Genomic DNA, 26148 nt, shown 5'->3' with positions numbered 1-26148 from the left:
CAGGCGCCGTAACGGCGGGTGCCGCGCGGCGAGGGCTCGACTCCCCCGCCACGCGGCTCTCTTCCGCTCCCGTGCGCCGGCTGTCCAGGACGGCGTACGGGCCTCAGCGGCCGGCTTCCGCCGGTACCGGGGTCTCGTCCCGCGCGGGCGGGGGCTCGGGGGCGGCTTCCGGCTCCGGCTGCGGGGCGCCCGCGGCGGGCACCCGGCGCAGCAGGGTCGCCGACAGGACGGCCGCCGCGACCGCCAGGCCCGCGGCGAGTGCCGCCGCCACGTTGAGCCCGCTCGCGAACGCCTCCTTCGCCGGCACCAGCACCGCGTCGCCCAGCGCCGCCGGCAGGTTCTCCGCCGCGCTCAGCGCGCCCGGCAGGGTGTCGCGGGCGGCGGCGTCCGCGCCGTCGGGGACGCCGGCGGGGACCGCGTCCGCCATGTCGCCGCGGTAGACGGCGGTGCCTACGCTGCCCAGCAGGGCGATGCCGAGGGCCACGCCGAGGTCGCTGGCCGTGCTGTTGACCGCGGACGCGGCGCCCGCCTTCTCCGGCGGGGCGGAGCCGATGACCAGGTTGGTGGCCAGGGCCATCACCGGCGCGATGCCCGGGTAGAGCAGGTAGAAGCCGGTGATGAGCAGCGGCAGCCCGCCCACGCTGTCGACCTGGGTGAGCACCACGTACCCGGCCGCCGACAGCAGGCTGCCCGCCGCCACGACGTACCCCGGGCGCACCCTGCGGGCGATCACCGGGGACAGCATCGAGACGATCACCAGCAGCACCGCCGCGGGCAGGATCCACAGCCCCGCCTCCAGCGGCGTCAGTCCCTCGACGAGCTGCAGGTACTGGGTGAAGAGCAGGTACACGCCGCCGAGTGCGACCGCGCTGAGGAGGAAGACGGCCAGCGAGCCGCTGAAGGTGCGGTCGCCGAACAGCCGCATGTCCAGCAGGGGGTCGGTCAGCCGGAGCTGCCGCCGTACGAACACGGTGGACAGCACGACGCCGAGGACGAGGGCGACGATCGCGGTGGCGTTCACGCCGTGCGCCGCCATCTCCTTCACCCCGTAGACGATGGGCAGGATGGTGACCACCGACAGCGCCACGCTCGGCAGGTCGAGCCGCCCCGGCTGCGGCGCCCGGTACTCGGGCACCAGGAACGGCGCGGCGAGCAGCACGAGGCCCATCACCGGCGCGCCCGCCAGCAGGGCGGCGCCCCACCAGAAGTTCTCCAGCAGCAGCCCGCCGACCAGCGGGCCGACGGCCACGCCGACGGACACGGACGCCGCCCACAGGCCGATGGCGGTGGCACGCTGCTTGGCGTCCTGGAACATGTTGCTGATCAGCGACAGCGTCGACGGCATCACCGCCGCGGCGCCCAGGCCCATCACGGCGCGCGCGCCGATCAGCGCCTCCGCGCTCGGCGCGAACGCGGCCGCCGCGGACGCCGCGCCGAACGCCACGGCGCCGAAGAGGAGGATGCGGCGGCGGCCGATGCGGTCGCCGAGGGTGCCCATGGCGACGAGCAGGCCGGCCATCATGAAGCCGTAGATGTCGTTGATCCACAGCAGTTGGCCGCTGCTGGGTTCGAGGTCGGCGGCGATGTCGGGGGTGGCGAGGAACAGCACGGTCATCGTGACGAACAGCAGGATCGTCGGCGCGAGCAGCACCGCGAGGCCGAGCCACTGCCTGGGGCCGGCGCGCAGCGCGGTGGCCTCCGGGGCGATTGCGGACATGATTCTTCTCGTTTCGGGGTTCGGGGACGGTGTCGATCAGAAGGGGTACGGGGTGCGGGCGCGGGCGGTGCGCAAGGCGTGGGCCCACCAGATGAGTTCGTCGAGCGCGTGGTCGGGGCAGTCGGTCTCGTGGACGGTCAGCGCGTGCGCCTCGGCGAGGTCGGCGCGCAGGGTTCGCAGGGCACGTGCGGTCTCCTCTCCCGCGCGTACGTGCAGCGCCACCGGCCGCGCCTTGAACGCCTCGGCGCACCACACCAGCGCGCGCTGCAACGGCCCGGCGGAGTGCTGCTCCGCGGGGTACGGCCCGCCGGGGTACGGCCGGGCCGCGGCCGGGGCCACGACGACGAACCCGTCGGCCGCGTCCAGCCACGGCCGCAGCTCCCGTACGGCGGGCGGCTCCGGTGCGTCGCCGGGCAGCACGCCGGGGCACGGCTCCGGCAGGCAGGCCGCCGCGAGGTCGATGAGGTCGACCTCCAGCCGGGCCCGCCGGCCGGCGAGGCCGGCGAGCCACCGGGCCTCGGCGCCGGCCGCCCGGCCGGGTCCGAGACCGCCGAGGACGGTCAGCCGCAGCGTGACGTCCGTACTCATCCGGGGCCTCCTCCCACTCGCCGGCGACGACGTGGACCACGGTCCGGCAGAGCGCTCCAGGTCTCCTTCCGATCCGCTTCAGATCCGCTGCGGGTACGGCCCCGGCCTGCGGCGGCGGGCGCTGTCAGTGCGCTGGGTTACCGTGAACGCATGCGCTTCGGGGTGCTCGGTCCGCTGGCGGTGTGGACGGCCGGCGGCCAGGCGGTCCGCGTACCGGAGGTGAAGGTCCGCAGCCTCCTGGCCGACCTGCTGATCCACGCCGGCCGCGCCGTGCCCGCCGACCGGCTCGTGGACGACCTGTGGGGCGGCAGCCCGCCGGCGAACCCCGCGGGGGCGCTGCAGACCCGCGTCTCCCAACTGCGCCGCGCACTGGAGGACGCCGAGCCCGGCGCCCGCGCGCTCGTCGTCTCCCGCCCGCCCGGCTATCTGCTGGACGTCGGCCCCGAGGCCACCGACACCGGCCGCTTCGCGGCTCTCACCGCCGCGGCGCGCCGCGCGGAGGGCCCCCGGGCGCGCGCGGCGCTGCTCGCGGACGCGCTCGCGCTGTGGCGGGGCGAGGTGCTGGCGGACTTCGCCGACGAGGAGTTCGCGCGCGCGGAGATCGCCCGGCTCGACGAGCTGCGGCTGACGGCACTCGAAGAGCAGGCGGAGGCCCGGCTCGAACTCGGCGAGCACGCGCTCCTCGCCGACGAGCTGGGCGACCTCGTCGCCCGCCACCCGCTGCGCGAGCGGCTGCGCGCCGCGCAGTTGCGCGCGCTGTACCGCGCGGGGCGGCAGAGCGAGGCGCTGGCGAGCTACGGCAGGCTGCGCGCGCAGCTCGCGGAGGACCTGGGCCTGGACCCGGGCCCCGAGCTGGTCGCCCTGCACCAGTCGATCCTGGAGCAGGACGCGGCGCTCGGCCCGCCGGAGCGGGAGGAGGCGGCCGTACGGGGCAACCTGCCCGCGCCGCACGGCGAGTTGATCGGCCGCGACGAGTCGGTGGCGGCGGTCCGGGCGCTGCTGGCCACGGGCCGGCTGGTGACCCTGACGGGTCCCGGCGGGGTGGGCAAGACCCGGCTGGCGCTGGAGACGGCCCGCGGGCTGCCCGGGTCGTTCCCGGACGGCGTGTGGCTGGTGGAGCTGTCGGCGCTGGCACCGCCCCGGCCGGAAGCGGCACCGGAGGACGTCGCCCCCGACGCGGACAAGGCGGCGGAGGTCGTGGCCGCAGCGCTGGGCGTACGGGACGAGACCGCCGGCGGCGGCCTGCTGACCGGCGCGGGCGGCGTGGCACCCGCGGAGCGGCTGGCCGAGGCACTGCGGACGAAGCGGACGCTGCTGGTCCTCGACAACTGCGAGCACGTCGTGGACGCGGTCGCCGCGCTCTGCGCCCGGCTGCTGGCCTCGGCACCGGGCGTGCACGTGCTGGCGACGGGCCAGGAGCCGCTGGGCGTCGGCGGCGAACACCTGTGGCCGGTGGCGCCGCTGGACGTACCGCCGCCGGCGACCGGAGCCCGCACCGCGGGCCACGCCGTCGCGGACGGCGCGGCACACCCGGGCACCGCGAGCGGCACCGCGCACCTGGCCACCGCCCCCGACCTCGCCGCGCTCCACGCCTCCGGAGCCGTGCGGCTCTTCGCCGAGCGGGCCGCCGCCGTCGCCCCCGGCTTCGCCGTCGACGCGGGCAACGCCGCCGCGGTCGCGACCGTCTGCCGCCGGCTCGACGGCATCCCCCTCGCCCTGGAGCTGGCCGCCACCCGCGTAAGGGCCCTCGGCGTGCACGAGCTGGCCGCCCGGCTGGGCGACCGGTTCCGGCTGCTGTCCGCGGGACCGCGCGACGCGCCCGCCCGGCAGCGCACCCTGCGCGCGATGCTCGACTGGAGCTGGGAGTTGCTGACCGCCCCCGAGCAGGCCGTGCTCCGCCGACTCTCCCTGCACGCCGACGGCTGCACGCTGCGCGCCGCCGAGACGGTCTGCGCGGGCGGCGGCATCGCCGAGGACGACGTGCTCGGCCTCCTCGCCCGCCTCGTCGACCGCTCCCTGATCATGACCACCCCGGGCGACGGCGTCGCCCCCGCGCGCTACCACCTGCTGGAGTCGGTCGCCGCCTACGGCCACGAACAGCTCTGCGAGGCCGGCGAGTTCACCTCCGTACGCCACCGCCACGCCGCGTACTACGCCTCCCTCGCCGCCGAGGCCGAGCCCCAGTTGCGCGGCCCCGCCCAGCGCCAGTGGCTGCTGCGCCTCGACGCCGAGTCCGCCAACATGCGCGCGGCGCTGGACGACGCGGTGCGTACCGGCGCCGCGGCCACGGCGCTCGGCCTGGCCAACGACCTGGCCTGGTACTGGGTGCTACGGGGCCGCCTCGGCGAGGGCCGCCGCTTCCTCACCACCGCCCTGGCGACGCCCCCGACGGACGACGGCGCCCACCCCGCGGCCGGCGCGGAGAAGGAACGCGCGGCCCGTACCACCGCCCTCACCTGGCGGGCCGCCATGACCCTGCGCCTCGGCGAGACCCTCGCCCCCGACGCGCTGCCCGCCGTCCGCCCGGCGCCGCCCGCCACCCTCCCCGAACTGGCCGCCGGCGCCCGCGCCGACGCCTTCCTCGGTCTCACCCGGCTCGGCCTCGGCCCGCTGCCCGGCGGCGGCGACCCGCTGGCCCGCGCCGAGGAGGTCTTCCGCGCGCTCGGCGACCAGTGGGGCACCGCCGCGGTGTCCAGCACCATCGCGCGGCAGGCGGTGCTCCGCGGCGACCTGAGGGCGCTCGCGGAGTACGGCGAGCGCAGCATGGCGCTCTTCGCCGGACTCGGCGACCGCTGGGGCCAGTTGCACGCGACGTACGCCCTCGGCACGTACGCGGAGATCACCGGCGACTACGCGCAGGCCGCCCGGCTGCACCGCGAGGGACTGCGGATGGCCGAGGACCTGGGGCTGTGGTCGGAGGTGTCGGACAAGCTGTCGATGCTGGGCCGGGTCGCGCTGCTCACGGGGGACGTCGCGCAGGCCGACGACCTGCACGGCCGGGCCGCGCGGCTGGCCGCCGAGCAGGGGTACGTGGTGGGCGAGGAGTTCGCGGGCATCGGCCTGGCGCTGGGCGCCCGCCGGCAGGGCCGACTGGCGGAGGCGGAGGCGCATCTGCGGTACTGGCTGGACTGGGACCGGAAGATCGAGTCGGACGTGGGCACGGCGCTGATCCTCGCCGAGCTGGGCTTCGTCGCGGAGCTTGCGGGCGATGCGGAGCAGGCCCGCGCCCACCACCGCGAGAGCCTGGCCTCCGCCCGCCCCACCGGCGACCCACGCGCCCTCGCCCTGGCGCTGGAGGGCCTGGCCGGCGCGGAGTCCCTGGCCGGCGACGCCACGGCAGCCGCCCGCCTCCTCGGCAGGGCCGAGGCCCTCCGCGCCGCCGCGGGCGCCCCCCTCCCCGCAGCCGAACGCTTCGACACCGACCGCATCACCACCCGCCTCCGCACGGCACTGTCCCCGGCGGACCTGGCAGCGGAGCTGGCAAAGGGCAGCACGACAGCCTGGGAAGACCTCCCGGCCGCGGAGGCATGAGCGGGCGGGGCCGCCGCGCGTACCGGGGTCACGGTCTGCGCCGTACCCCGGGTCAGCCGCCTTCGCGTAGGGACCAGGGGGAGCCGTAGGCCGTGAGGAGGTCCAGGAAGGGCTTGGGCGGCAGGGCTTCCGGGCCGAGGACGCCCGCGGCGGTCCACTGGGCGGTGGCCAGGAGTTCCAGGGCGATCACCGGGTTGATGCCCGTCTGCCAGACGACAGCCTGGACGCCGTCCAGGGCCATCGTCTCCTCGTTGTCCGCCACGTGGTAGAGGTACACCTCCCGCGGCCCGCCGTCCTTCGTGCCGCGCACCCACGTCCCCGCGCACGTCTTGCCGCGCATCCGGTCGCCGAGGGTCGCCGGGTCCGGGAGGCAGGCGGCGACCACGTCGCGCGGCGAGACCTTCGCGTCGCCGACCGCGACCGGGGCGGTGCGGTCCAGGCCCAGCTTGTGCAGGGTCTTGAGGACGTCGATGAACTCCTCCCCCAGCCCGTACTTGAAGGTGACCCGCTTCGCGTCTATCCAGCGCGGCACGAGCAGCACCTCCTCGTGCTCGACGTTGACGCACTCCACCGGACCGATGCCGGCCGGGAAGTCGAAGACCTCCGGTTCGCTGAAGGGCTCGGTGGTGTGCCAGCCGCGGCCGGCCTCCCAGATGACGGGCGGGTTGAGGCACTCCTCGATAGTCGTCCAGATGGAGAACGACGGCGCGAAGTCGTAGCCGTCCACGGTGAGGTTCGCGCCGTCGCGTACGCCGATCTCCTCGACGGTGTCGAAGAGCTCGTCCGCGGCGTAGCGCGCGAAGACGTCGGAGAGGCCGGGTTCCACGCCCATGCCGACGAGGGCGAGGCGGCCCGAGGTGGCCCACCGGTCGGCGGCGGCGAACTGCTCGTCGCCGAGCTTCACGCCGCACTCCTCGTACGGGCGGGAGGGGTGCGGGCGGGACAGGGACATCGCCATGTCGACGTAGGTGGCGGCGGTGTCGTACGCGGCCTCGAAGAGCGGCATGACGAAGCGGGGGTCGGTGGCGTTGAGGAGCGCGTCGCAGCGGTGCGTACGCAGCAGGTCGGCCACCGCCGTGCGGTCCGCGGCGTCCACGCGGGCCGCCGTGAACCGGGCGCCGGAAGCCCCCGGGTGGGCGGCCCGGACATGGGCGACCGCGGCTTCCGCGCGGCCGGGGTCGTAGTCCGCGACGACCATCGCCTCGAAGAAGTCGCGGCGCGCCGCGATCCGGGTGATCGCCGTACCGACGCCGCCCGCGCCCACCAGCAAGATGCGCATCTGCCCACTCCCTGCGTCCGTCAACTGTCGAAGCCCATGCCCATGCGGTCCAGCGCCCGGAGCCACAGGTTCCGCCGCCCGCCGCCCGCGTCCGCCCGCGCCAGCGACCACCGCGTCAGCCCGATGCCCGCCCACGCCAGCGGCTCCGGCGGGAACGGCAGCGGCTTGCTGCGCACCATCCGCAGCTCCGTGCGCTCCGTGCGCTCGCCCGCGAGCAGGTCGAGCATCACCTCGGCGCCGAAGCGGCTGGCGCCGACGCCGAGTCCGGTGTATCCGGCGGCGTACGCGACGCGGCCGGCGTGGGCCGTGCCGAAGAAGGCGGCGAAGCGGGAGCAGGTGTCGATGGCGCCGCCCCAGCGGTGCGTGAAGCGGACGTCCGCGAGCTGCGGGAAGCAGCGGTGGAAGTTGCGGGCGAGCTTCAGATGGGTCTCGGGGCGCTGGTCGTACTCGGCGCGCACCGCACCGCCGAAGTGGTGCACGGCGTCGTAGCCGCCCCACAGGATGCGGTGGTCGGCGGTGATGCGGAAGTAGTGGAACTGGTTGGCGCTGTCGGCGAGTCCCTGGCGGCGCTGCCAGCGCACGGCGTCGCGCTGCGCGGCGGACAGCGGCTCGGTCATCAGCGCGTAGTCGTAGACGGGGGTGAGGTAGGGGCGGACCCGGCGGACCAGGTTCGGGAAGGCGTTGGTGCCGAGTGCGACGTGCGGCGCGCGCACCCGCCCGTACGGGGTGCGCACCTCCATAGCGCCGCCGCCGCGCCCCCGCACGCCCGGGACCCCCGCGGAGCGGAACGCCCCGCCCCCGCCGCCTCCTCCGCCGGCGGGGGCGAGGGCGAGTCCCGGGGTGTGCTCGTAGATCCGTACGCCCGCCTCCAGGCACGCCCGCTTGAGGCCCCAGGCCAGCCGCGCCGGGTGCACCATGGCCACGCCGTCGCGGTCCCAGAGCCCGCCGAGGAACGTCGGCGAGTCGACCTCGGCGCGGACCGCGTCCCGGTCCATGAGCAGCAGCCCCTCGCCAAGCCCGCGGCGCGTCGCCTCCTCGGCGAACTCGCTCAGCTCGTCGAGCTGGTACGGCTCGGTGGCCACCGTGATCTCGCCGGTGCGCCGGTAGTCGCAGTCGATGCCGTACCGGTCGACGGCCGCGCCGATCGCGTCCAGGTTCTCCGCGCCCAGCCGCTCCAGCGTGCCGATCTCCTCGGGCCAGCGCTCCAGGCCGTTGCCGAGGCCGTGGGTGAGCGACGCGGCGCAGAAGCCGCCGTTGCGGCCGGAGGCGGCCCAGCCGCACTCGGCGGCCTCGATGAGGACGACGTCGCGGCCCGGCCCGCGCTCCTTGGCGAGCAGCGCCGTCCACAGACCGCTGTAGCCGCCGCCGACGACGAGCAGGTCGGCCTCCTCCGCGCCGGTGAGCGCGGGCAGCGCCGCGGGCCGGCCGGGGTCGTCGAGCCAGTACGGCCGCGGGGCGGCGGACGCGAGGGAGCGTGCGGGGTCCGTCATGCCCGTGACCTCCGCCGCGCCCCGACGACCTGCCCGGCGACCACCAGCGCCAGCGCGGCCACGAACATCGCCGTGCCGATGACGTTCACCTGCACCGGGATGCCGCGCTGCGACGCGCCCCAGACGTACATGGGGAACGTGACAGTGGAGGGGCCCGCGTTGAACTGCGTGATGATGAAGTCGTCCAGCGAGATCGCGAAGCTCAGCATCGCCCCGGCCGCGATCCCCGGCGCCGCCAGCGGCAGCGTGACCCGCAGGAACGTCTGCAGCGGGCCCGCGTACAGGTCCCGGGCGGCCTCCTCCAGCTTCGGGTCCATGCTCGCCACCCGCGCCTTGACCGCGACGACGACGAAGCTGAGGCAGAACATGATGTGCGCGATGAGGATCGTCGTCACGCCGAACTCGACCCGCATGTTGAGGAACAGGGTGCCCAGCGAGGCGGCCATGACGACCTCGGGCATCGCCATCGGCAGGAAGATCAGCGAGTTGCCCGCGGCCCGGCCGCGGAAGCGGTGCCGGGCGAGCGCGAACGCCGCGAGGGTGCCGATGACGGTGGCGGCGACGGTCGCGGCGAGCGCGATCTGCAGGCTGAGGCCGACGGAGTCGCACATGCCGGCGACGCCGCAGGGGTCGGTCCAGGCGTCGGTGGAGAAGGACTGCCAGGTGTAGTTGTAGCGGCCCGCGGGGTCGTTGAAGGAGAAGACCAGCACGACGACGTTGGGCAGCAGCAGGTAGACCAGCGCGAGGGTGCCGGCGATGACGACGAGGTGGCGGCGGATCCAGCGCATCAGACCAGCTCCTCGGTGCCGGCCCGGCGGATGTAGACGGTCACCATGATCAGGATGGCGGCCATCAGCAGGAAGGACATGGCCGCGGCGGTCGGGTAGTCGAGCACGTTGAGGAACTGCTTCTGGATGGCGTTGCCGACCATCTGCTCCTTCGGCGAGCCGAGGAGCTGGGCGTTGATGTAGTCGCCGGAGGCGGGGATGAACGTCAGCAGCGTGCCGGCGACGACGCCGGGCATCGACAGCGGGAAGGTCACCCGGCGGAAGACGGTCAGCGGGCGGGCGTAGAGGTCCTGCGCGGCCTCGTGCAGGCCCGGGTCGACGCGCTCCAGCGAGGTGTACAGCGGCAGGATCATGAACGGCAGGAAGTTGTACGTCAGTCCGCACACCACCGCCAGCGGGGTGGCGAGCAGCCGGTCGTCGGTGGTCAGGCCGAGGGTCGCGGTGACGTCCAGGATGTGCAGGGTGTCCAGGGCGCCGACGAGCGGGCCGTTGTCGGACAGGATCGTCTTCCACGCCAGCGTCCGGATGAGGAAGCTGGTGAAGAAGGGGGCGATGACGAGGACGAGGAGCACGCCCCGCCAGCGCCCGGCGCGGAAGGCGATCATGTACGCGAGCGGGTAGCCGATGGCGAGGCAGAGGACCGTGGCCACGGCGGCGTAGCCGAAGGAGCGGGCGAAGTGCTCGGCGTACTGGTCGAGCGCGTCGGTGTAGTTGGCCCACCGCCAGGTGACCTCGAAGCCCTCCTCGAAGGAGCCGGACTGCACGGAGGTCGACGCCTGGTAGACCAGCGGTGCGGCGAAGAAGACCAGCAGCCACAGCGCCGCGGGCAGCAGCAGCCAGTACGGGGTGAGCCGGCGGCGCGGGGGCGGGGGTTCCGGCGCCTCGGGCTTCGCCTCCGGCGGGGCGGCGAGCGTGGTCACAGGGCCTCCTCGCCCGTACCCGCGTCGATGTCCTGGTCGCCGTCGAGCCCGAACGTATGGGCCGGGTTCCAGTGCAGGACGACCTCCGCGCCCGGTACGAGCCCGGGGTCGCGGTCGACGTTCTGCACGAACACCGACAGCTCGGGGCAGACGGGGCTGGCGACGACGTACTGGGTGGCGGCGCCGGTGAAGGAGGCGTCGACGACGGTGCCGGGTATCCGGTTGCGGCCGTCGGGGACGGCGTCCACGGCCGCGTCGCGGTGGGTGAGGGAGATCTTCTCCGGCCGCATCCCGGCGAGCACCCGCGTGCCGACGGCGGTGGACCGGGCGCGGCACCGGGCGGCGGGCAGCGCGAGCTTGACGTCGCCGGCGGCGGACAGCAGCAGGTCCGCGCCGGCGGTGCCGGCTATCTCGGCGGCGATCAGGTTGGACTGGCCGAGGAAGTTGGCGACGAAGGAGCTGGCGGGGTCCTCGTACAGCTCGACGGGCGCGCCGAGCTGCTCGACCCGGCCCGCGTTCATCACGGCGATGGTGTCGGCCATGGTCATGGCCTCCTCCTGGTCGTGCGTGACGTGCACGAACGTGATGCCGACCTCCGTCTGGATGCGCTTGAGCTCCAACTGCATCTGCCGGCGCAGCTTCAGGTCGAGCGCGCCCAGCGGCTCGTCGAGCAGCAGCACCTCGGGCCGGTTGACGACCGCGCGGGCCAGCGCCACGCGCTGCTGCTGGCCGCCGGAGAGCTGGTGCGGCTTGCGGCGCGCGAGGTGCCCCAGCTCGACCAGCTCCAGCGTCTCCCGCACGTCCTTCGCCACCGACCGGATGCCGCGGCGGCGCAGCCCGAACGCGACGTTGTCGCGGACGTCGAGGTGGGGGAAGAGGGCGTAGCTCTGGAAGACGGTGTTGACCTTGCGCCGGTGCGGCGGCAGGGCGGTCACGTCCTCGTCCCCGAGGCGTACGGTGCCGGTGGTGGGCCGCTCCAGGCCGGCGATCATCCGCAGCGTGGTGGTCTTGCCGCAGCCCGAGGCGCCGAGCAGGGCGAAGAACGAGCCCCGGGGGACGGTGAGGTCCAGGGGGTGCACGGCGGTGACGTCGCCGAACTTCTTGCTGATCCCGGTGAGCGTGACGCCCGCCCGCTGCTCCGTCACCGCGTTCACGCCCCGATCACCTTGGACCACTTGTCCTGGTACGCGGTCTCCTTGTCGTCGTTCATCGACATGAAGACCTGGCCTTTGTCGATCATCTGCCGGTCGGGGAAGATCAGCGGGTAGTCGGCGAGCGACGCGTCGATCTTCTTCATCTCGGCGCGGGCGCCGACGACGGGGCAGATGTAGTTGACCCAGGCCGCCAGCTCGGCGGCGACGCCGGGCCGGTAGTAGTAGTCGATCAGCTTCTCCGCGTTGGTCTTGTGCCGGGCCCTCGCGGGGACGAGCAGGTCGTCGGTGGCGTAGAGGTAGCCCTTCTCCGGGATCACGAACTCGATGTCGTCGGTGTCCAACTGGAGCTGCACGATGTCGCCCGCCCACGCCAGGCAGGCGGCGATGTCGCCCTTGACCAGTTCCTCGGTGTAGTCGTTGCCGGTGAAGCGGCGGAGCTGGTCGCCGTCCACGGCCTTCTGCACCCGGGCGAGGGCGGCGTCGAAGTCGTCGTCGGTGAACTTCGTCGGCGACTTGCCCATGTCGATGAGCGTCATGCCGATGGTGTCCTGCATCTCGGTGAGCAGCGACACCTTGCCCTTGAGGCTGTCGTCCTCCAGCAACTGCGCGACAGAGGAGACCTCGCGGCCCCCGGTGGCCTTCTTGTTGTACGCCACGACCGTGGCCAGCCCCGCCCACGGCATGGTGAACTGCCGCCCCGGGTCGTGCGCGGCGTTGCGGAAGCGCGGTTCGAGGTTGACGTTGGCGTGGGGGAGGTTGCGCGGGTCCAGGCGCTGCGCCCAGCCGTGCCGGATGAGCCGGCCGGCCATGAAGTCCGACAGGCACACCAGGTCGCGGCCGGTGTCCTGGCCGGCGGCGAGCTGCGGCTTGATGCGGCCGAAGAACTCGACGTTGTCGTTGACGTCCTCGGTGTACTTCACGCGGATACCGCTGCGCTCCTGGAAGCGCTCCAGGGTGGGGCGGACGTTCTCGTTCTCGTCGTCGACGTCGATGTAGAGCGGCCAGTTGGAGAAGGCGAGCTCCTTCTCCTGCTTCGAGTAGTCCTTGGCGGCGGCGGCTTCGCCGTCCGGGCCGCCGCTGTCGGCGGCCGGGATACCGCACGCGCCGAGCGCGGGCAGCGCCGCGGCCCCGGCCAGCGCGCCGCCCGCGGCGAGCAGCCGGCGCCGGGACATGGCAGCGCGGCCGCTGGTCAGGCTGCGCTCCCAGGCCCTCGCTATGGGTTCGGGGAGTGAGGCGAACGGATCCATGGGGGTCGGCCTTCCTCGGGGACGGGCCAGTGGGCTGCGGGGCGCGTGGGCAGGGGGTGCGTTGCCGGGCCGGGCGAGCGGTGCGCGGCGGGCGTACGCGGGCGCCGGGCGGCTCAGGGGGTGAACACGGTGCGGTGCCACTCCTTGCGCGCGGTCCCGGTGATGTCCTGCATCACGTGCTTGATCTGGGTGTACTCCTCGAAGGAGTACACGGACATGTCCTTGCCGAACCCGGAGCCCTTGTAACCCCCGTGCGGCATCTCGCTGATGATCGGGATGTGGTCGTTGAGCCACACGCAGCCGGCCCGGATCTCCCGGGCGGCGCGCGCGGTGCGGTAGACGTCGCGGCTCCAGGCGGAGGCCGCGAGTCCGTAGGGGGTGTCGTTGGCGAGCGCGATGCCCTCGTCGTCGGCGTCGAAGGGCAGCACGGTGAGCACGGGCCCGAAGACCTCGCTCTGCACGATCTCGCTGTCCTGCGCGGCGCCGGTGACGAGGGTGGGTGCGTAGTACGCGCCCTTGAGGTCCGGCGCCCGGCCGCCGGTGACGACGCGGGCGCCGGCGGCGCGGGCCCGGTCGACGAAGGCGGCGACGCGGTCGCGCTGGGCGTACGAGACGAGGGGGCCGAGGTCGGTCGCGGGGTCGAAGGGGTCACCGAGCCGGACCCGGGCCATGAGCGCGGCGACGCCGTCGGTGAAGGCGTCGTACAGCGGGCGCTGGACGTACGCGCGGGTGGCGGCGGTGCAGTCCTGGCCGGTGTTGATGAGCGCCCCGGCGACGGCGCCGTGCACGGCGGCCTCGAGGTCGGCGTCGTCGAAGACGACGAACGGCGCCTTGCCGCCCAGCTCCAGATGGAGCCGCTTGACGCCGGCCCCCGCCGCGGCGGCGAGGGCCGCGACGCGGCGGCCGACGGCGGTGGAGCCGGTGAACGAGGTCATCGCCACGTCCGGGTGCCCCACGAGGTGTTCGCCGGCGTCGGACCCGGCGCCGCAGACGACGTTGACGACCCCGGCGGGGATCCCGGCGTCGGCGGCGGCCTCGGCGAACATCAGCGAGGTCAGCGGCGTCAGCTCGCTGGGCTTGAGCACGATGGCGTTCCCGGCGGCGACGGCCGGCAGCACCTTCCAGGCGGCCATCTGGAGCGGGTAGTTCCATGGCGCGATGGAGCCGACGACGCCGACGGGCTCGCGGCGGACCGCCGAGGTGTGGTCGGCGCTGTACTCCCCGGCGGCCCTGCCCTCCGGCAGCCGGGCGGCGCCGGCGAAGAACGCGGCGTTGTCGACGGTGCCGGGGACGTCGAACTCCGTGCTGAGCCGGATCGGCTTGCCGCACTGCAGGCTCTCGGCGTACGCGAACTCCTCCGCCCGCTCCGCCAGCAGCCCCGCGAGCCGGTGCAGGGCGTCGGAGCGCTCGCCGGGGGTCGCGGCGCCCCAGCCGGGCTGCGCCTCCACCGCGGCGGCCACGGCGGCGTCGACGTCCGCGGGCCCGGCGAGTTCGTACCGCAGGACCTCCGCGCCGGTGGCCGGGTCCGTGACGGTCTGCGTGCGTCCGGACGTGCCGGGGACCAGGCGGCCGGCGACGAGCTGCGCGCCGGGGGCGAAGCGTGCCGCCGCTTCGAGGCGAGGGGCCATCGAACCACTCCGGATGTCGTTTCGGCAGGATGTCGTTCCGGCAGGAGGTGATGGCTGATCATGACAGCAGGTGCTATATCCGGCAAGGGATTCCGTCGTCTTCATTTGGAGAAGCGACGGAATCAGTCTTCCCAGGTGTTCTCGGTCACCATCGTCCAGTCCAGACAGCGGCGCTGGAAGTCCGCCTCCTCGCCGAGCCGTACGAGCTGATCCATCCCGTACGCGCGCACCGGCCGCGCCATCCGCACCGGACGCTCCCCCGCCCCGACCCCCGAGCCGGCCGCCGCCCGGCCGCCGCCCGCCCGTTCCCGTACGGCGAGGACGCCCTGGCGCTGGAGCGCGCGGAAGACGGCGGACAGCGCGTCCGGGGGCAGTCGCTCGTCGGCGCAGACCTCGGTGGCGTCCGGGAGACGAAACGTTCCTGGAAAGACGCTGCAGCGCGCCCACAGCAACTGCTCGGCGGGGGTGAGCAGGCGGTGCGTCCAGCGCAGCGAGGCCCGCAGCGAGCGCTGCCTGGCGGGCCAGCGGGGCTCCTCGACGGCCAGGTCGAGGCAGCCCGCGGGGCGGGAGATGCGCTCCAGCAGCCGGTCGGGGCAGTGCCGGGCGAGCTGGGAGGCGGCGATCCTTGCCGCCAGCGGCAGGCCCTCCAGCAGGGCGCAGGTGGCGCGCAGGGCCTCGCGGTCGGCGTCGTCGTCGAGCATGGCGTGCGGCGCCAGGCTCTCCAGCAGCGCCACGGAGTCGGCGGGCGCCAGCGGCTCCAGGCGCAGGGTCGCGCCGCGCGGCCAGGGACGCCGCCGCGCTCCGCCGCCGGCGGCTCCCGCTCCGGCGGCCGGGGGGCCCGCGGCTCCGGCGCGGGCCGGGGGCGCCGTACCCGGGCCGCCGCCCAGCGGCACCCGGCTCGTGACCACCACGCGCAGCCCCGTCCGCTGCCGCAGCAGGGCCTCCAGTCCTTCGGCCACCGCCCCGGCGACGTGCTCGCAGGTGTCCACGAGCAGCACCGCCGCCCGCCGCCCGCTGTCCGGCAGCCGCTTCGCCGCCTCGGCCAGCCGCCGGTGCACCGCGGCCGGCTCGCGCACCGGCGCCATGTCGACGCGCAGCACCTCCGGCGCGGAACGCCCGCGGCCGAGACGGCCGATCGCCTCGGCCGCGAGCGCGCTCTTGCCGACCCCGCCGGGGCCGGTCACCGTCACCAGCCGCGTGTCACGTAAGAGTTCCCCGAGGCGTGCGGTGTCCGCCCGGCGCCCGATCAGCGTCATGTGGCCGTGCCCATCGTCGTCCAGGCTGGTCTGCTGCGTTGCTCGTCGAAGTCCGCGGAGTCCTCGTCGTCCCCGCGGAGATCAGCCTGCCCCGCGCGACGGCCGCGGACATCGGTAGCCCGCGCGGATCGGTATACGTATCCGCGCGGGCCGGGCCCGCCGCCTACCTAGGTAGGTGTGCGGGAGCCGCGCTCAGAGCGCGGTCATCACGTGCTTGACGCGGGTGTAGTCGTCGAAGCCGTACGACGAGAGGTCCTTGCCGTAGCCGGACTTCTTGAAGCCGCCGTGCGGCATCTCCGCGACCAGCGGGATGTGGGTGTTGATCCACACGCAGCCGAAGTCCAGCGCCTTCGACAGCCGCATGGCGCGGCCGTGGTCCTTGGTCCACACCGAGGAGGCCAGCGCGTACTGCACGCCGTTGGCGTAGGCCAGGGCCTGGTCCTCGTCGGTGAAGGACTGCACGGTGATGACGGGGCCGAAGACCTCGTTCTGGATGATCTCGTCGTCCTGCCTGAGCCCGGAGACGACGGTCGCGGCGTAGTAGTAGCCCTTGTCGCCGATCCGCCGGCCGCCGGCCTCGACGCGCGCGTGCGCAGGGAGCCGGTCGACGAAGCCGGCGACGCGCTCCAGTTGCGCGGCGTTGTTCAGCGGGCCGTAGAGCGCGTCCGCCTCGCCGGGGCCGGTCTTCGTCTCGGCGGCGGCCTTGGCGAGGGCGGAGACGAACTCGTCGTGGACGGACTCGTGGACGAGCACGCGGGTGGCGGCGGTGCAGTCCTGGCCGGCGTTGAAGTAGCCGGCCACGGCGATGTCCTCGACGGCCTTGGGGAGGTCGGCGTCGTCGAAGACGATGACCGGCGCCTTACCGCCCAGTTCCAGGTGCACCCGCTTGAGGTCCTTGGCCGCGCTGCCCGCGACCTCCATGCCCGCCCGGACCGAGCCGGTGATGGAGGCCATCGCGGGAACGGGGTGCTCGACCATCAGCCGGCCGGTGTCGCGGTCGCCGCAGACGACGTTGAAGACGCCCTTGGGCAGGACGCCGCCCATGATCTCGGCGAGCAGCGCGGTGGCGGCGGGGGTGGTGTCGGAGGGCTTGAGGACCACCGTGTTGCCCGCGGCGAGCGCGGGGGCGAACTTCCAGATCGCCATCATCACGGGGTAGTTCCAGGGGGTGACCTGGGCGCAGACGCCGATCGGCTCACGGCGTACGTACGAGGTGAGGCCGTCCATGTACTCGCCGGCCGACTTGCCCTCCAGCATCCGGGCCGCGCCGGCGAAGAACCGGATCTGGTCCAGCATCATCGGCAGCTCTTCCTCGCGGGTGAGCTCCAGGGGCTTGCCGGTGTCCTTGCACTCGGTCTCCAGCAGCTCGTCCGCCCGCGCCTCCAGCGCGTCGGCGATCTTCAGCAGCGCCAGTTGCCTGGCCCCCGGGGTGGTGTCCCGCCAGCCGGGGAAGGCCGCCGCCGCGGCCTGCATGGCGGCGTCGACGTCGGCGGCGCCGGACAGGGGCGCGGTCGCGTAGACCTCCTCGGTGGCCGGGTCGACGACGTCCATGGTCCGGCCATCGGCGGCGTCCCGGAATTCTCCGTTGATGTAGTTGCGCAGACGGCGCGGTTCGCTGGTCACTGCGACCCTCCAGTAGTCGGTCCGCTGATGCGCCCACCCTAACGGCGGGAGATTTGCCCGTCACGAGGCGCCTGAACAGGAAGACTTCCGTCGCCGCCCGCGGCCTCGCCGACGCGGCCACTTCCCCGCCCTCGTACGAGATTGACAGCTCAAGCATCTCGTAACAAGCGAATCCATCGCTTGTACGCCATTCATCCACGGATTCAGTTCCCGGACCCTTGCGGCGGGCTCCGGCGCTCGGGCAGAGTGACAGCGTGGCCACACATGACAAGAAGCAGACGGGCTCGGCACTGGACGAGGTCTCACTGAAGATCGTCGAGCAGTTGCAGCAGGACGGCCGCCGCTCGTACGCCGCGATAGGCAAGGCCGTCGGCCTGTCCGAGGCGGCCGTGCGCCAGCGGGTGCAGAAGCTGCTGGAGCAGGGCGTCATGCAGATCGTCGCCGTCACCGACCCGCTGACGGTCGGCTTCATGAGACAGGCGATGATCGGCATCACCGTCGACGGCGACGTCGAGCCGGTCGCGGACGCGCTGGCCGGCCTCGACGAGGTCGACTACGTGGTGGTGACCGCCGGCTCCTTCGACCTGCTCGCCGAAGTCGTCTGCCACGACGACGCCCACCTGCTGGAGCTCATCAACAAGCGGATCCGGGCGCTGCCCGGCGTCCGCGCCACGGAGAGCTTCGTGTACCTGAAGCTGCGCAAGCAGACCTACTCGTGGGGAACCTGATAACCGTGAGCAAGGACAGCACCGCCGCATCCGGCGCCACCCCCTCGGCCACCTCGAAGGCCGCGTACGACCACCTGTGGATGCACTTCACCAGGATGTCGTCGTACGAGAACGCCCCCGTGCCCACCATCGTCCGCGGCGACGGCGCGTACATCTACGACGAGACGGGCAAGCGCTACCTCGACGGCCTCGCCGGCCTCTTCGTGGTGCAGGCCGGACACGGCCGCACCGAGCTGGCCGAGGCCGCCGCCAAGCAGGCCGCGGAGCTGGCCTACTTCCCGATCTGGTCCTACGCCCACCCCAAGGCCGTCGAGCTCGCCGAGCGGCTCGCGGCCGGCGCCCCCGGCGACCTGAACAAGGTGTTCTTCTCCACCGGCGGCGGCGAGGCGGTCGAGACCGCCTGGAAGCTGGCCAAGCAGTACTTCAAGCTCACCGGCCGGCCCGGCAAGTACAAGGTGATCTCCCGCGCCGTCGCCTACCACGGCACCCCGCAGGGCGCCCTGTCCATCACCGGCCTGCCCGGGCTCAAGGCCCCCTTCGAGCCGCTGGTCCCCGGCGCGCACAAGGTCGCGAACACCAACATCTACCGCGCGCCCCTGCACGGCGACGACCCGGAGGCGTTCGGCCGCTGGGCCGCCGACCAGATCGAGCAGCAGATCCTCTTCGAGGGCCCGGAGACGGTCGCCGCGGTGTTCCTGGAGCCGGTGCAGAACGCCGGCGGCTGCTTCCCGCCGCCGCCCGGGTACTTCGCGCGGGTGCGGGAGATCTGCGACACGTACGACGTGCTGCTCGTCTCCGACGAGGTCATCTGCGCCTTCGGCCGGCTGGGCCACATGTTCGGCTGCGACCGGTACGGCTACGTGCCCGACCTCATCACCTGCGCCAAGGGCATGACCTCCGGCTACTCGCCGCTCGCCGCCTGCCTGGTCTCCGACCGCGTCGCGGAGCCCTTCTACGCCGGCGGCAACACCTTCCCGCACGGCTACACCTTCGGCGGCCACCCCGTCTCCTGCGCGGTCGCCCTCGCCAACCTCGACATCTTCGAGCGCGAGGACCTCAACGGCCACGTACGCGCCAACGAGGAGGCGTTCCACGCCACCCTGCGCCGGCTGCTCGACCTGCCGATCGTCGGCGACGTGCGCGGCAGCGGCTACTTCTACGGCATCGAGCTGGTGAAGGACAAGGCCACCAAGGAGACGTTCACGGCCGAGGAGACCGAGCGGGTCCTCTACGGCTTCCTCTCCAAGGGGCTCTTCGAGAACGGCCTGTACTGCCGCGCCGACGACCGCGGCGACCCGGTGGTGCAGCTCGCCCCGCCGCTCGTCGCCGACCAGGCGGTCTTCGACGAGGCGGAGCAGATCCTGCGGGGCGTCCTCACCGACGCCTGGGCGCAGCTCTGACGCTGCCCGTTCCGGTACGCGCGCCGGGGGTCCGTCCGTACGAGCGGACCCCCCGGCGCGCCGCCCGCCGCCTCACCTGCGGTTCCGCCGCCCCTTCCTAGGGTGCGAGTGACCGGAGCCCCGCCGTCCTCGTTCCACCACCGTGGGGACGCAAGGGGACCCAGGGAAAGAGGTGTGCGATGACCGCGGCGACCACTCGGACCGCCCCACCCGACAACGACGTGCTGTGGGCCCGCTCCCTGCACTACGCCCACGGCGGCACCCCGGCGCTGTCCGGGGTCTCCCTGGGCGTCGCGCAGGGCGAGATCCTCGCCGTCACCGGGCCGCGCGGCAGCGGCAAGACGACGCTGCTGAAGTGCCTGTCCGGGCAACTGCTCCCGCAGCAGGGCGAGGTGTGGTTCAACAGCGGCCCCGTGCACACCCTGTCCGGCGGCGCCCGCGAGCGGCTGCGCCGGGACCGCTTCGGCTGGATCGGCACCCGCCCCGAGCTGGTCCCCGAGCTGACCGCCTGGGAGAACGCGGCGCTGCCGCTGCTGCTGGCAGGCGAGCCGCACCGCGCGGCGCGGCGCGTGGCGATGGAGTGGCTGGAGCGCCTCGACGCGGGCGACATCGCGCGCTGCCGGCCCGCGGTGCTGCCGCAGGAGCAGCGCCAGCGCATCGCCATCGCCCGCGCGCTGGTCGCCGGTCCCGACGTGGTCTTCGCCGACGAGCCGACCGCGCCGCTGCGGCGGGCGGAGGGGGCACAGGCGCTGCGTACGCTCGTCGCGGCGGCGCGCTCGCACGGGATCACCGTCGTGCTCACCGGGTCCGACGGCGACGCGGCCGTCACGGCGGCGGCGGACCGGACGTTCCCGCTGGTCGACGGGCGCCGGGCGAGCGGGGCGCGGACGGCCGCGGCGGAGGTCGCGGGGTACGGGGACGGGGTGGCACCCGCGGGGGCTTCGGGTCCCGCGGGGGCGACGGAGAACTCGGAGGACTCGTGCTCAGTCTCCGCCTAGCCCGCGGCTCCCACCCGCTGGTCCTGCTGCGCCGGCTGCTCGTCGCGTGCGCCTCGGCCGGCGTCGGCTTCCTGCTGCTGACCGCCCTGGGGCACGCCTCGCCCGAGCAACTGCTGTGGTGCGTGGCGCCGCTGGCGGCCACCGTCCAGTTCGCGGTGGCCGTGGCCCGTACCGACCCGCACGCCAGGCCGTCGCAGGCGCTTTCGTCCGCGGGCTTCGGCCCGGCCACGGCGCCGGTGGTCGCCGCGGTGACGACGGCGGTGTCGTGCCTGCTGGGCAGCGCGCTGGCGCTGCTGTTCTTCCTGCATCTGCGCGGCGAGCTGTCGGGGCTCCCGTTCGACGGCGCCGCCGCCGCGCTCCTGGGCGCGGGCGGCCCGCTGCCCGTCGTCGGCGCGCTCACGCTGCTCGCCTGCGTACCGGCGCTGGCCGCGGCGGCGAGCGCGGCGAGCCTGCGCCCGCGGCGTACGGCGGCGCAGGGCTCCGCCGCGGCGGCGGCCCGGCTGCGGGCCCGGCGCGAGGCGGCGGACGCGACCGGGGTGGCGGCGGCTGCGGCGCGGCCGGGCGGCGACGACCCGCCGGTCCCCGCCGACCTGCCCTGGGGCACCGCGCTGGCGACGACGGGCCTGGCCCTCGGCGCGTACGCGGGCAGCTTCGCGAGCGCCGGCGACGACGCGGCGCTGAAGCTGCCGCTGCCCGGCGGCTCCGGCGACGCGGCGCCCGCGGTCGTCGCGAGCTGGGCGCTGATCACGGCGGGTCTGATCCTCGCGGGCCCCGGCATCGTCCACCTGTGCGGCCGGCTGCTGTGCGCGCTGCGCCCGGGTGCCCTGCGGCTGCTCGCCGGACGGGTGCTCCAGCAGGAGGCCCGCCGGGTGGGCCGCCCGCTGGGCGCGCTGTGCGCGGTGGCCGCGGGCGGGGTGCTGTGCACGGTGGTGTGGCCGGACGGCGACGACGCCCGGTCGCTGGGCCCGCTGACGGTGCTGGGCGCGGCCCTGGTGGTGGGCTGCGCGGTGGCGACGGCGGGCATGGCGGCGCTGGAGTCGAAACGCGCCCGTACGCACGCCACCACGGCCCTGCTCCGCCTAGGCGCCTCCCCCCGCCTGCTGCGCCGTGCGGCGCTGCTCCGCACGACGCTCCTCCTGGCGGTCTTCGCCCCCCTCGCCCTGGCCCTGGGCGAACTGGCGTCCCTGCCGCTGCGGTAGGCGCACGGGCCCGCTGCGGCCCCCGCGTGAGCCGACCGGGTCCGCGGCCGCCGGACCGGGCCCGCCCGGCCCGGGCTCCCGGGCGCCGGCATCGGCGCGACAGTGGCCGCTCCCCCCGCTCCGCTCCGCCGGCCCGCCGCGAAGCGGCCGGGCCCGGCAACCGCGCCGCGCGCCGGGCCGCTCCCTCTTCGGCCCTTTCCTCCCCCGCGCGGGGGATTCCCCCGTCCCCCGCGGGAGCGCCCGCGGTTCGCTCGGGTGCGTGACGACCTGGGAGGTGCCCGCTGCCTAGCCTCCCCGCATGACGACGTACGGAGACATCCCCGCCCGGCGCCTCCTCGCCGCCCTGCTCGGGCTGGTGCTGCTGGCCGCGTGCGGGGCGGACCGCGACCGGGACCGGGACGTGCGGGACGACGGCGCCGCCGGGATACGCGCGCAGGGCCGCGCCGGCGACCCCGCCACCGGCGCCGTGGAGAAGTACCTCGACGAGGTGTGGCCGGCAGACGCCCCCGGCACCGTCGTCGCCGCCCGCGGCGGCACCGCGGTGACCTGCTCAGGACGCGGGCCCGCCGACCCCGGGACCGGTGCCCGCGCGGGCTGCGGCACCGTGTACGACATCGCGTCGATGACCAAGCAGTTCACCGCCGCCGCGATCGTCAAGCTCCAGACCGAGGGGAAGCTGCGGGTCACCGACCCGCTCTCCCGCCACCTCGGCGGCGTGCCCGCGGACAAGCGCGGCATCACCCTGCACCACCTCCTCACCCACACCGCGGGACTGCCGGAGTCCCTCGGCGACGACTACGACCCGCTCTCCCGCGCCGAGCTGGTCTCCGGCGCCCTCGCCGTCCCGCTCCGGTCGCCGCCAGGCGAGCGCTACGCGTACTCCAACACCGGCTACAGCCTCCTGGCCGCCGTCGTGGAGGAGGCGTCCGGCACCGGCTACGAGACGTACCTCGCCGGGCACCTCTTCCGCCCCGCGGGCATGACCGCCACCGGCTACGTCCTCCCCGACTGGGACCGGGACCGTATCGCCGTCGAGTACGACCGCAAGGGCCGCCCGCAGGGCCGGCCGACGGACCACCCCTGGGCGGACGACGGCCCGTACTGGAACCTCCGCGGCAACGGCGGCATGCTCTCCACCGCCCGCGACATGCTCCGCTGGCACCGCGCCCTCCTCGGCGACCGCGTGCTGCCGGAGAAGGCGCGGAAGCTGCTGTTCAAGCGGTACGTCCCGGAAGGCGGCGGCGCCGGGTCCTTCTACGGCTACGGCTGGAGCCTGCTCGACCTCGGCGGCGCCCCGGTCGCCACCCACGACGGCGGCAACGACTGGTCCTCGGGGCGCGTCGCCCGCTTCCTGGACGACGGCACGCTGGTCTTCTGGATCAGCAACGCCGCGACCCGCGCGGGCGCCTGGGATCTCCCGGCCCTGGACCGGGAGTTGACGACGGGAATCGCCGAACGGGTGCGCGACGCCGCCTAGTGTGGGCGCATGCCGCACTCCCCTTTCGAGATCGAGTCCCTGGCCGAGTTCGACGAGGCCGTCGCCTCCGGTTCCATCAGCGGGTTCCGCGTGCAGTCCGTCGATCTGACGGACCGCACGCGGCTGCTGCTCACCGCCGACGTGCACGGCGCGGTGTTCCTCGGCTGCCCGATGGCCGAGGAGGCGGCGCACCGCGTGCAGCGCGACGGCGCGCTGGTCTTCCCCGTCGTGCCGGATCTGCCGTTCGATCCGTACCGGGGCGCGCTCTACACCCCGGACGAGCTGTTCGCCGGCCTGGCAGGGGGGTACGAGCAGACGCCGGACGCCCGCTCGTACGCCTGGTTCCAGCGCACCCGCGCCGAGCACGACATATTCGCCGCCGTCATACGCGGCATGCACGACGAGTCGATGTCCAACGCGCTGGACGAGCGGCTGCGCGCCTGCCGTCCCGTCGTCGGCGTCATGGGCGGGCACGCGCTGGAGCGCGGCGGCGAGGACTACGCGGGCGCGGCCAAGCTGGGCCGGGCGCTGGTGCGCGCCGGGTTCGACGTGGCCACGGGCGGCGGTCCCGGCGCGATGGAGGCGGCCAACCTGGGTGCGTACGCGGCGGAGTTCGACGACGCGACGCTGGCCGAGGCGGTGCGGATGCTGGGCAAGGCGCCCTCGTTCACGCCGTCGGTGGCGCAATGGGCCGAGGCGGCGTTCGCGGTACGGGAGCGGTGGCCGGGCGGCGGCGACTCGATCGGCATCCCCACCTGGTTCTACGGCCACGAGCCGCCGAACGCCTTCGCGGGGCACATCGCGAAGTACTTCGCGAACGCACTGCGCGAGGACGGGCTGCTGGCCCGCAGCACCGCGGGCGTGGTGTTCCTGCCGGGCGCGGCGGGCACGGTGCAGGAGATCTTCGACGCGGCGACGCCCAACTACTACGAGTCGCGTGGCGAGCCGCGGCCGATGGTGCTGGTGGGCCGCGCCCACTGGTCGGCGCGGCTGCCGGCGTGGCAGTTGCTGTCGGCGCTGGCGGACGGCCGGTCGATGGCGCCGCGGATCGCGCTGGTCGACGCGGTGGACGAGGCGCCGGAGGCGCTGCTGCGGCTGGGGGCCGCGGGCTAGGACGCGGGTCGGGACGCGGACTGTGCGCGCTGCCCGGAGTCCTGTCCGGAGTCCTGTCCGGCGTGCCCTCCGTCGTCCGGGTCCGGCGGCAGCGTGACCGTCACCGTGAGCCCGCCTCCGTCGCGGGGGCGGGCGTCCGCGTCCCCGCCGTGGGCGCGCGCGACGGCCCGTACGATCGACAGCCCCAGCCCGGCGCCGCCGCCGGTGACCAGCCGGTCGGCGCCCAGGCGGCGGAACGGCTCGAAGAGGGCGGGGATCTCGTACGGGGGCACAGTGGGCCCGGTGTTGGCCACCCGGAGCTCGGCCCGTCCGCCTGCCCCGGTGCCGCAGGTGACGCGGACGTGCCCGCCCGCGCCTGAGTTGTGGCGGACACCGTTCTCGACCAGGTTGTGCACCAGCCGCTCCAGCAGCAGCGCGTCGCCCGCGGTCCACGCCTCCGCGGTCTCCGCGGTCAGCTCGATTCCGGCCTTCGCCGCCGCGGAGACGGCCTGGGCGACGACGTGGGTCACGATGTCGGCGAGGTCGACGGGGTGCCGTTCGGTGATCTCGTTCTCGGAGGAGGCCAGGAGCAGCAGCCCGCTGATGAGCCGCTCGTGGCGGGAGTTGATCAGCAGCAGGTCCTCGCCCAGGCGCCGGATGTCCGCGGAGGCGGCGGGCCGGTGCATGGCGGTCTCGACGAGGGCGCGGCCGAGGGTCAGCGGGGTGCGCAGCTCGTGGGAGGCGTTGGCGACGAAGCGGCGCTGGCCGTCGAAGGAGCGGTCGAGCCGTTCGACCATGGTGTCGAAGGTGTCGGCGAGTTCCTTGACCTCGTCGTCGGGTCCCGCGAGCGCGATGCGTTCGTGCAGTCCGCGGCCGGCGGCGGGGGCGTCGGCGATCCGGCGGGCGGTGTCGGTGACGCGGTGCAGCGGGGCGAGGACCCGGCCGGCGACGAGCCAGCCGGAGCCGGCCGCGGCGGCGCCGACGACCAGGAGGGCGATGCCGCCCTGGGTGAGGAGGGACGTGCCCGCGGCGTCGCGCAGGACGTCTTCGCGGCTCTCCGTGAACCGCTCGTGGGCGGGCCCCGGTCCGGGCTCGGGGTCGGGCGCGCGGGCGGGGGTGCCCGTCGGCGCCGCGGAGGGTTCGGCGGAGCTGCTGCTGAAGGTGCCGCCGGCGCCGAGGCGGGCGTTGAACAGCACGTAGGTGAGGCCGAGGAGCACGGCGCCCGCGGCCAGGAACATGGCGCCGTAGACGAGCGTCAGCCGGGCGCGCAGGGTGAAGCGCCGCGGCCGGAGCGGGGTGCGCGGGCCGCTCATGGGATGCGGTATCCGACGCCGGTGACGGTCTCGACGACGGGCGGCTCGCCGAGCTTGCGGCGCAGCTTGAGCACCGCGAGGCGGACGGCGCCGGTGAAGGGGTCGGCGTGCTCGTCCCACGCCTTCTCCAGCAGGAGTTCCGCGGAGACCGGGGCGCCTTCCGCGCGGAGGAGTTCGGCGAGGACGGCGAACTCCTTGCGGGACAGGGGCACATAGCGCCCGTCGCGTACGACCTCGTGCCTGGCCGGGTCCAGGGCGATCCCGGCGCGGCGCAGCACGGGCGGCGCGGCGGGCCGGGCACGGCGGCCGAGGGCGTGGACGCGGGCGGCGAGTTCGGGGAAGGCGAACGGCTTGGTGAGGTAGTCGTCGGCGCCGAGGCCGAGTCCCGCGACGCGGTCGGCGACGTCGGCGGAGGCGGTGAGCATCAGCACGCGCGCGGCCGAGCCGGAGCGGACGAGGCGGCGGCAGACGTCGTCGCCGTGGACGGCGGGCAGGTCGCGGTCGAGGACGACGACGTCGTAGTCGTGGACGGCGGCGCGCTCCAGCGCGGCGGCGCCGTCGTACGCGACGTCGACGGCGTGCGCCTCGGCGCGCAGCCACTCGCGGACCGCGGCGGCGAGCACCGGCTCGTCTTCGGCGACCAGCACCCTCATCGTCGGCCTCCCGTAGCTGGGTTCGAAATCTCATGGTGGCGAACGACGCGTTTCCTCGCCGTGAGGA

General features: G+C 74.6%; 20 protein-coding genes. 7 read left to right on the top strand and 13 right to left on the bottom strand.

All coding sequences use genetic code 11. The features are described from left to right. Positions 1–103 precede the first annotated feature (103 nt). Both ACFYVJ_RS20925 and ACFYVJ_RS20920 read right to left on the bottom strand, forming a co-directional pair. Positions 104–1717: an MFS transporter gene (locus ACFYVJ_RS20925; protein WP_388893487.1), complete on the bottom strand. Its 1614-nt coding sequence runs from the start codon at positions 1715–1717 to the stop codon at positions 104–106. 36 nt (positions 1718–1753) lie between these two features. Then, the gene (locus tag ACFYVJ_RS20920; protein WP_388893485.1) at positions 1754–2305 is read right to left on the bottom strand and encodes an NAD(P)H-dependent oxidoreductase; all 552 of its coding nucleotides are present in this window, start codon (positions 2303–2305) and stop codon (positions 1754–1756) included. 150 nt (positions 2306–2455) lie between these two features. Here ACFYVJ_RS20920 and ACFYVJ_RS20915 point away from each other — a divergent pair, with 150 nt between their 5' ends. Next, positions 2456–5836: a BTAD domain-containing putative transcriptional regulator gene (locus tag ACFYVJ_RS20915; RefSeq protein ID WP_388893483.1), complete on the top strand. Its 3381-nt coding sequence runs from the start codon at positions 2456–2458 to the stop codon at positions 5834–5836. A 52-nt stretch (positions 5837–5888) separates the two neighbouring features. Here the strand turns inward: ACFYVJ_RS20915 and ACFYVJ_RS20910 are convergent, their stop codons facing one another. The 9 genes from ACFYVJ_RS20910 to ACFYVJ_RS20870 form a co-directional block, all read right to left on the bottom strand. Next, positions 5889–7115 (bottom strand): saccharopine dehydrogenase family protein, encoded by a 1227-nt coding sequence (locus ACFYVJ_RS20910; RefSeq protein WP_388893481.1) that lies wholly within the window; start codon positions 7113–7115, stop codon positions 5889–5891. Between the two features lie 20 nt (positions 7116–7135). Next, positions 7136–8605: an NAD(P)/FAD-dependent oxidoreductase gene (locus ACFYVJ_RS20905; RefSeq protein ID WP_388893479.1), complete on the bottom strand. Its 1470-nt coding sequence runs from the start codon at positions 8603–8605 to the stop codon at positions 7136–7138. Continuing rightward, on the bottom strand, positions 8602–9393 hold the full coding sequence (locus ACFYVJ_RS20900; protein ID WP_388893477.1) for an ABC transporter permease: 792 nt from the start codon (positions 9391–9393) through the stop codon (positions 8602–8604). The genes ACFYVJ_RS20905 and ACFYVJ_RS20900 overlap by 4 nt, the downstream gene beginning before the upstream one ends. Then, positions 9393–10313, bottom strand: coding sequence for an ABC transporter permease (locus tag ACFYVJ_RS20895; RefSeq protein WP_388893475.1), 921 nt, complete (start codon positions 10311–10313; stop codon positions 9393–9395). Before ACFYVJ_RS20895 ends, ACFYVJ_RS20900 begins: the two co-directional genes overlap by 1 nt. Continuing rightward, a complete protein-coding gene (locus ACFYVJ_RS20890) occupies positions 10310–11467 on the bottom strand; it encodes an ABC transporter ATP-binding protein (RefSeq protein WP_388893473.1) in 1158 nt (385 codons plus the stop codon). The genes ACFYVJ_RS20895 and ACFYVJ_RS20890 overlap by 4 nt, the downstream gene beginning before the upstream one ends. Next, a complete protein-coding gene (locus ACFYVJ_RS20885) occupies positions 11464–12714 on the bottom strand; it encodes a spermidine/putrescine ABC transporter substrate-binding protein (RefSeq protein ID WP_388893471.1) in 1251 nt (416 codons plus the stop codon). The genes ACFYVJ_RS20890 and ACFYVJ_RS20885 overlap by 4 nt, the downstream gene beginning before the upstream one ends. Before the next feature lie 113 nt (positions 12715–12827). Beyond that, the gene (locus ACFYVJ_RS20880) at positions 12828–14342 is read right to left on the bottom strand and encodes a gamma-aminobutyraldehyde dehydrogenase (protein WP_388893469.1); all 1515 of its coding nucleotides are present in this window, start codon (positions 14340–14342) and stop codon (positions 12828–12830) included. 122 nt (positions 14343–14464) lie between these two features. Beyond that, complete coding sequence (locus ACFYVJ_RS20875; protein ID WP_388893467.1) at positions 14465–15598, bottom strand: hypothetical protein; 1134 nt, start codon at positions 15596–15598, stop codon at positions 14465–14467. A gap of 192 nt (positions 15599–15790) precedes the next feature. Continuing rightward, positions 15791–17221, bottom strand: a complete 1431-nt coding sequence (locus tag ACFYVJ_RS20870) for a gamma-aminobutyraldehyde dehydrogenase (protein WP_388893465.1) — start codon at positions 17219–17221, stop codon at positions 15791–15793. Between the two features lie 254 nt (positions 17222–17475). On the opposite strand from ACFYVJ_RS20870, the gene ACFYVJ_RS20865 reads away from it, so the two are divergent. From ACFYVJ_RS20865 to ACFYVJ_RS20840, 6 genes are all read left to right on the top strand, one after another. Beyond that, positions 17476–17949 carry an Lrp/AsnC family transcriptional regulator gene (locus ACFYVJ_RS20865; protein ID WP_388893463.1) on the top strand — a complete coding sequence of 158 codons (474 nt, stop codon included), beginning with the start codon at positions 17476–17478 and terminating at the stop codon, positions 17947–17949. Between the two features lie 5 nt (positions 17950–17954). Beyond that, the gene (locus ACFYVJ_RS20860; protein ID WP_388893461.1) at positions 17955–19349 is read left to right on the top strand and encodes an aspartate aminotransferase family protein; all 1395 of its coding nucleotides are present in this window, start codon (positions 17955–17957) and stop codon (positions 19347–19349) included. Between the two features lie 179 nt (positions 19350–19528). Continuing rightward, positions 19529–20347, top strand: coding sequence for an ABC transporter ATP-binding protein (locus ACFYVJ_RS20855; protein ID WP_388893459.1), 819 nt, complete (start codon positions 19529–19531; stop codon positions 20345–20347). After that, positions 20329–21546, top strand: coding sequence for a hypothetical protein (locus ACFYVJ_RS20850; protein WP_388893457.1), 1218 nt, complete (start codon positions 20329–20331; stop codon positions 21544–21546). The genes ACFYVJ_RS20855 and ACFYVJ_RS20850 overlap by 19 nt, the downstream gene beginning before the upstream one ends. A gap of 298 nt (positions 21547–21844) precedes the next feature. Beyond that, positions 21845–23023: a serine hydrolase domain-containing protein gene (locus tag ACFYVJ_RS20845; RefSeq protein ID WP_388893455.1), complete on the top strand. Its 1179-nt coding sequence runs from the start codon at positions 21845–21847 to the stop codon at positions 23021–23023. 9 nt (positions 23024–23032) lie between these two features. Then, positions 23033–24136, top strand: a complete 1104-nt coding sequence (locus ACFYVJ_RS20840; protein WP_388893453.1) for an LOG family protein — start codon at positions 23033–23035, stop codon at positions 24134–24136. Here the strand turns inward: ACFYVJ_RS20840 and ACFYVJ_RS20835 are convergent. Both ACFYVJ_RS20835 and ACFYVJ_RS20830 read right to left on the bottom strand, forming a co-directional pair. Then, entirely contained in the window at positions 24133–25428 is a 1296-nt protein-coding gene (locus ACFYVJ_RS20835; RefSeq protein ID WP_388893451.1) for a sensor histidine kinase, read from the bottom strand. The genes ACFYVJ_RS20840 and ACFYVJ_RS20835 overlap by 4 nt on opposite strands. Next, a complete protein-coding gene (locus tag ACFYVJ_RS20830; protein WP_388893449.1) occupies positions 25425–26081 on the bottom strand; it encodes a response regulator transcription factor in 657 nt (218 codons plus the stop codon). The genes ACFYVJ_RS20835 and ACFYVJ_RS20830 overlap by 4 nt, the downstream gene beginning before the upstream one ends. Positions 26082–26148: the final 67 nt, after the last annotated feature.

The organism is Streptomyces sp. NPDC004134 (genome assembly GCF_042874195.1).
Taxonomy (GTDB): Bacteria; Actinomycetota; Actinomycetes; order Streptomycetales; family Streptomycetaceae; genus Streptomyces.
This window is presented reverse-complemented; position numbering and strand designations above follow the sequence as displayed.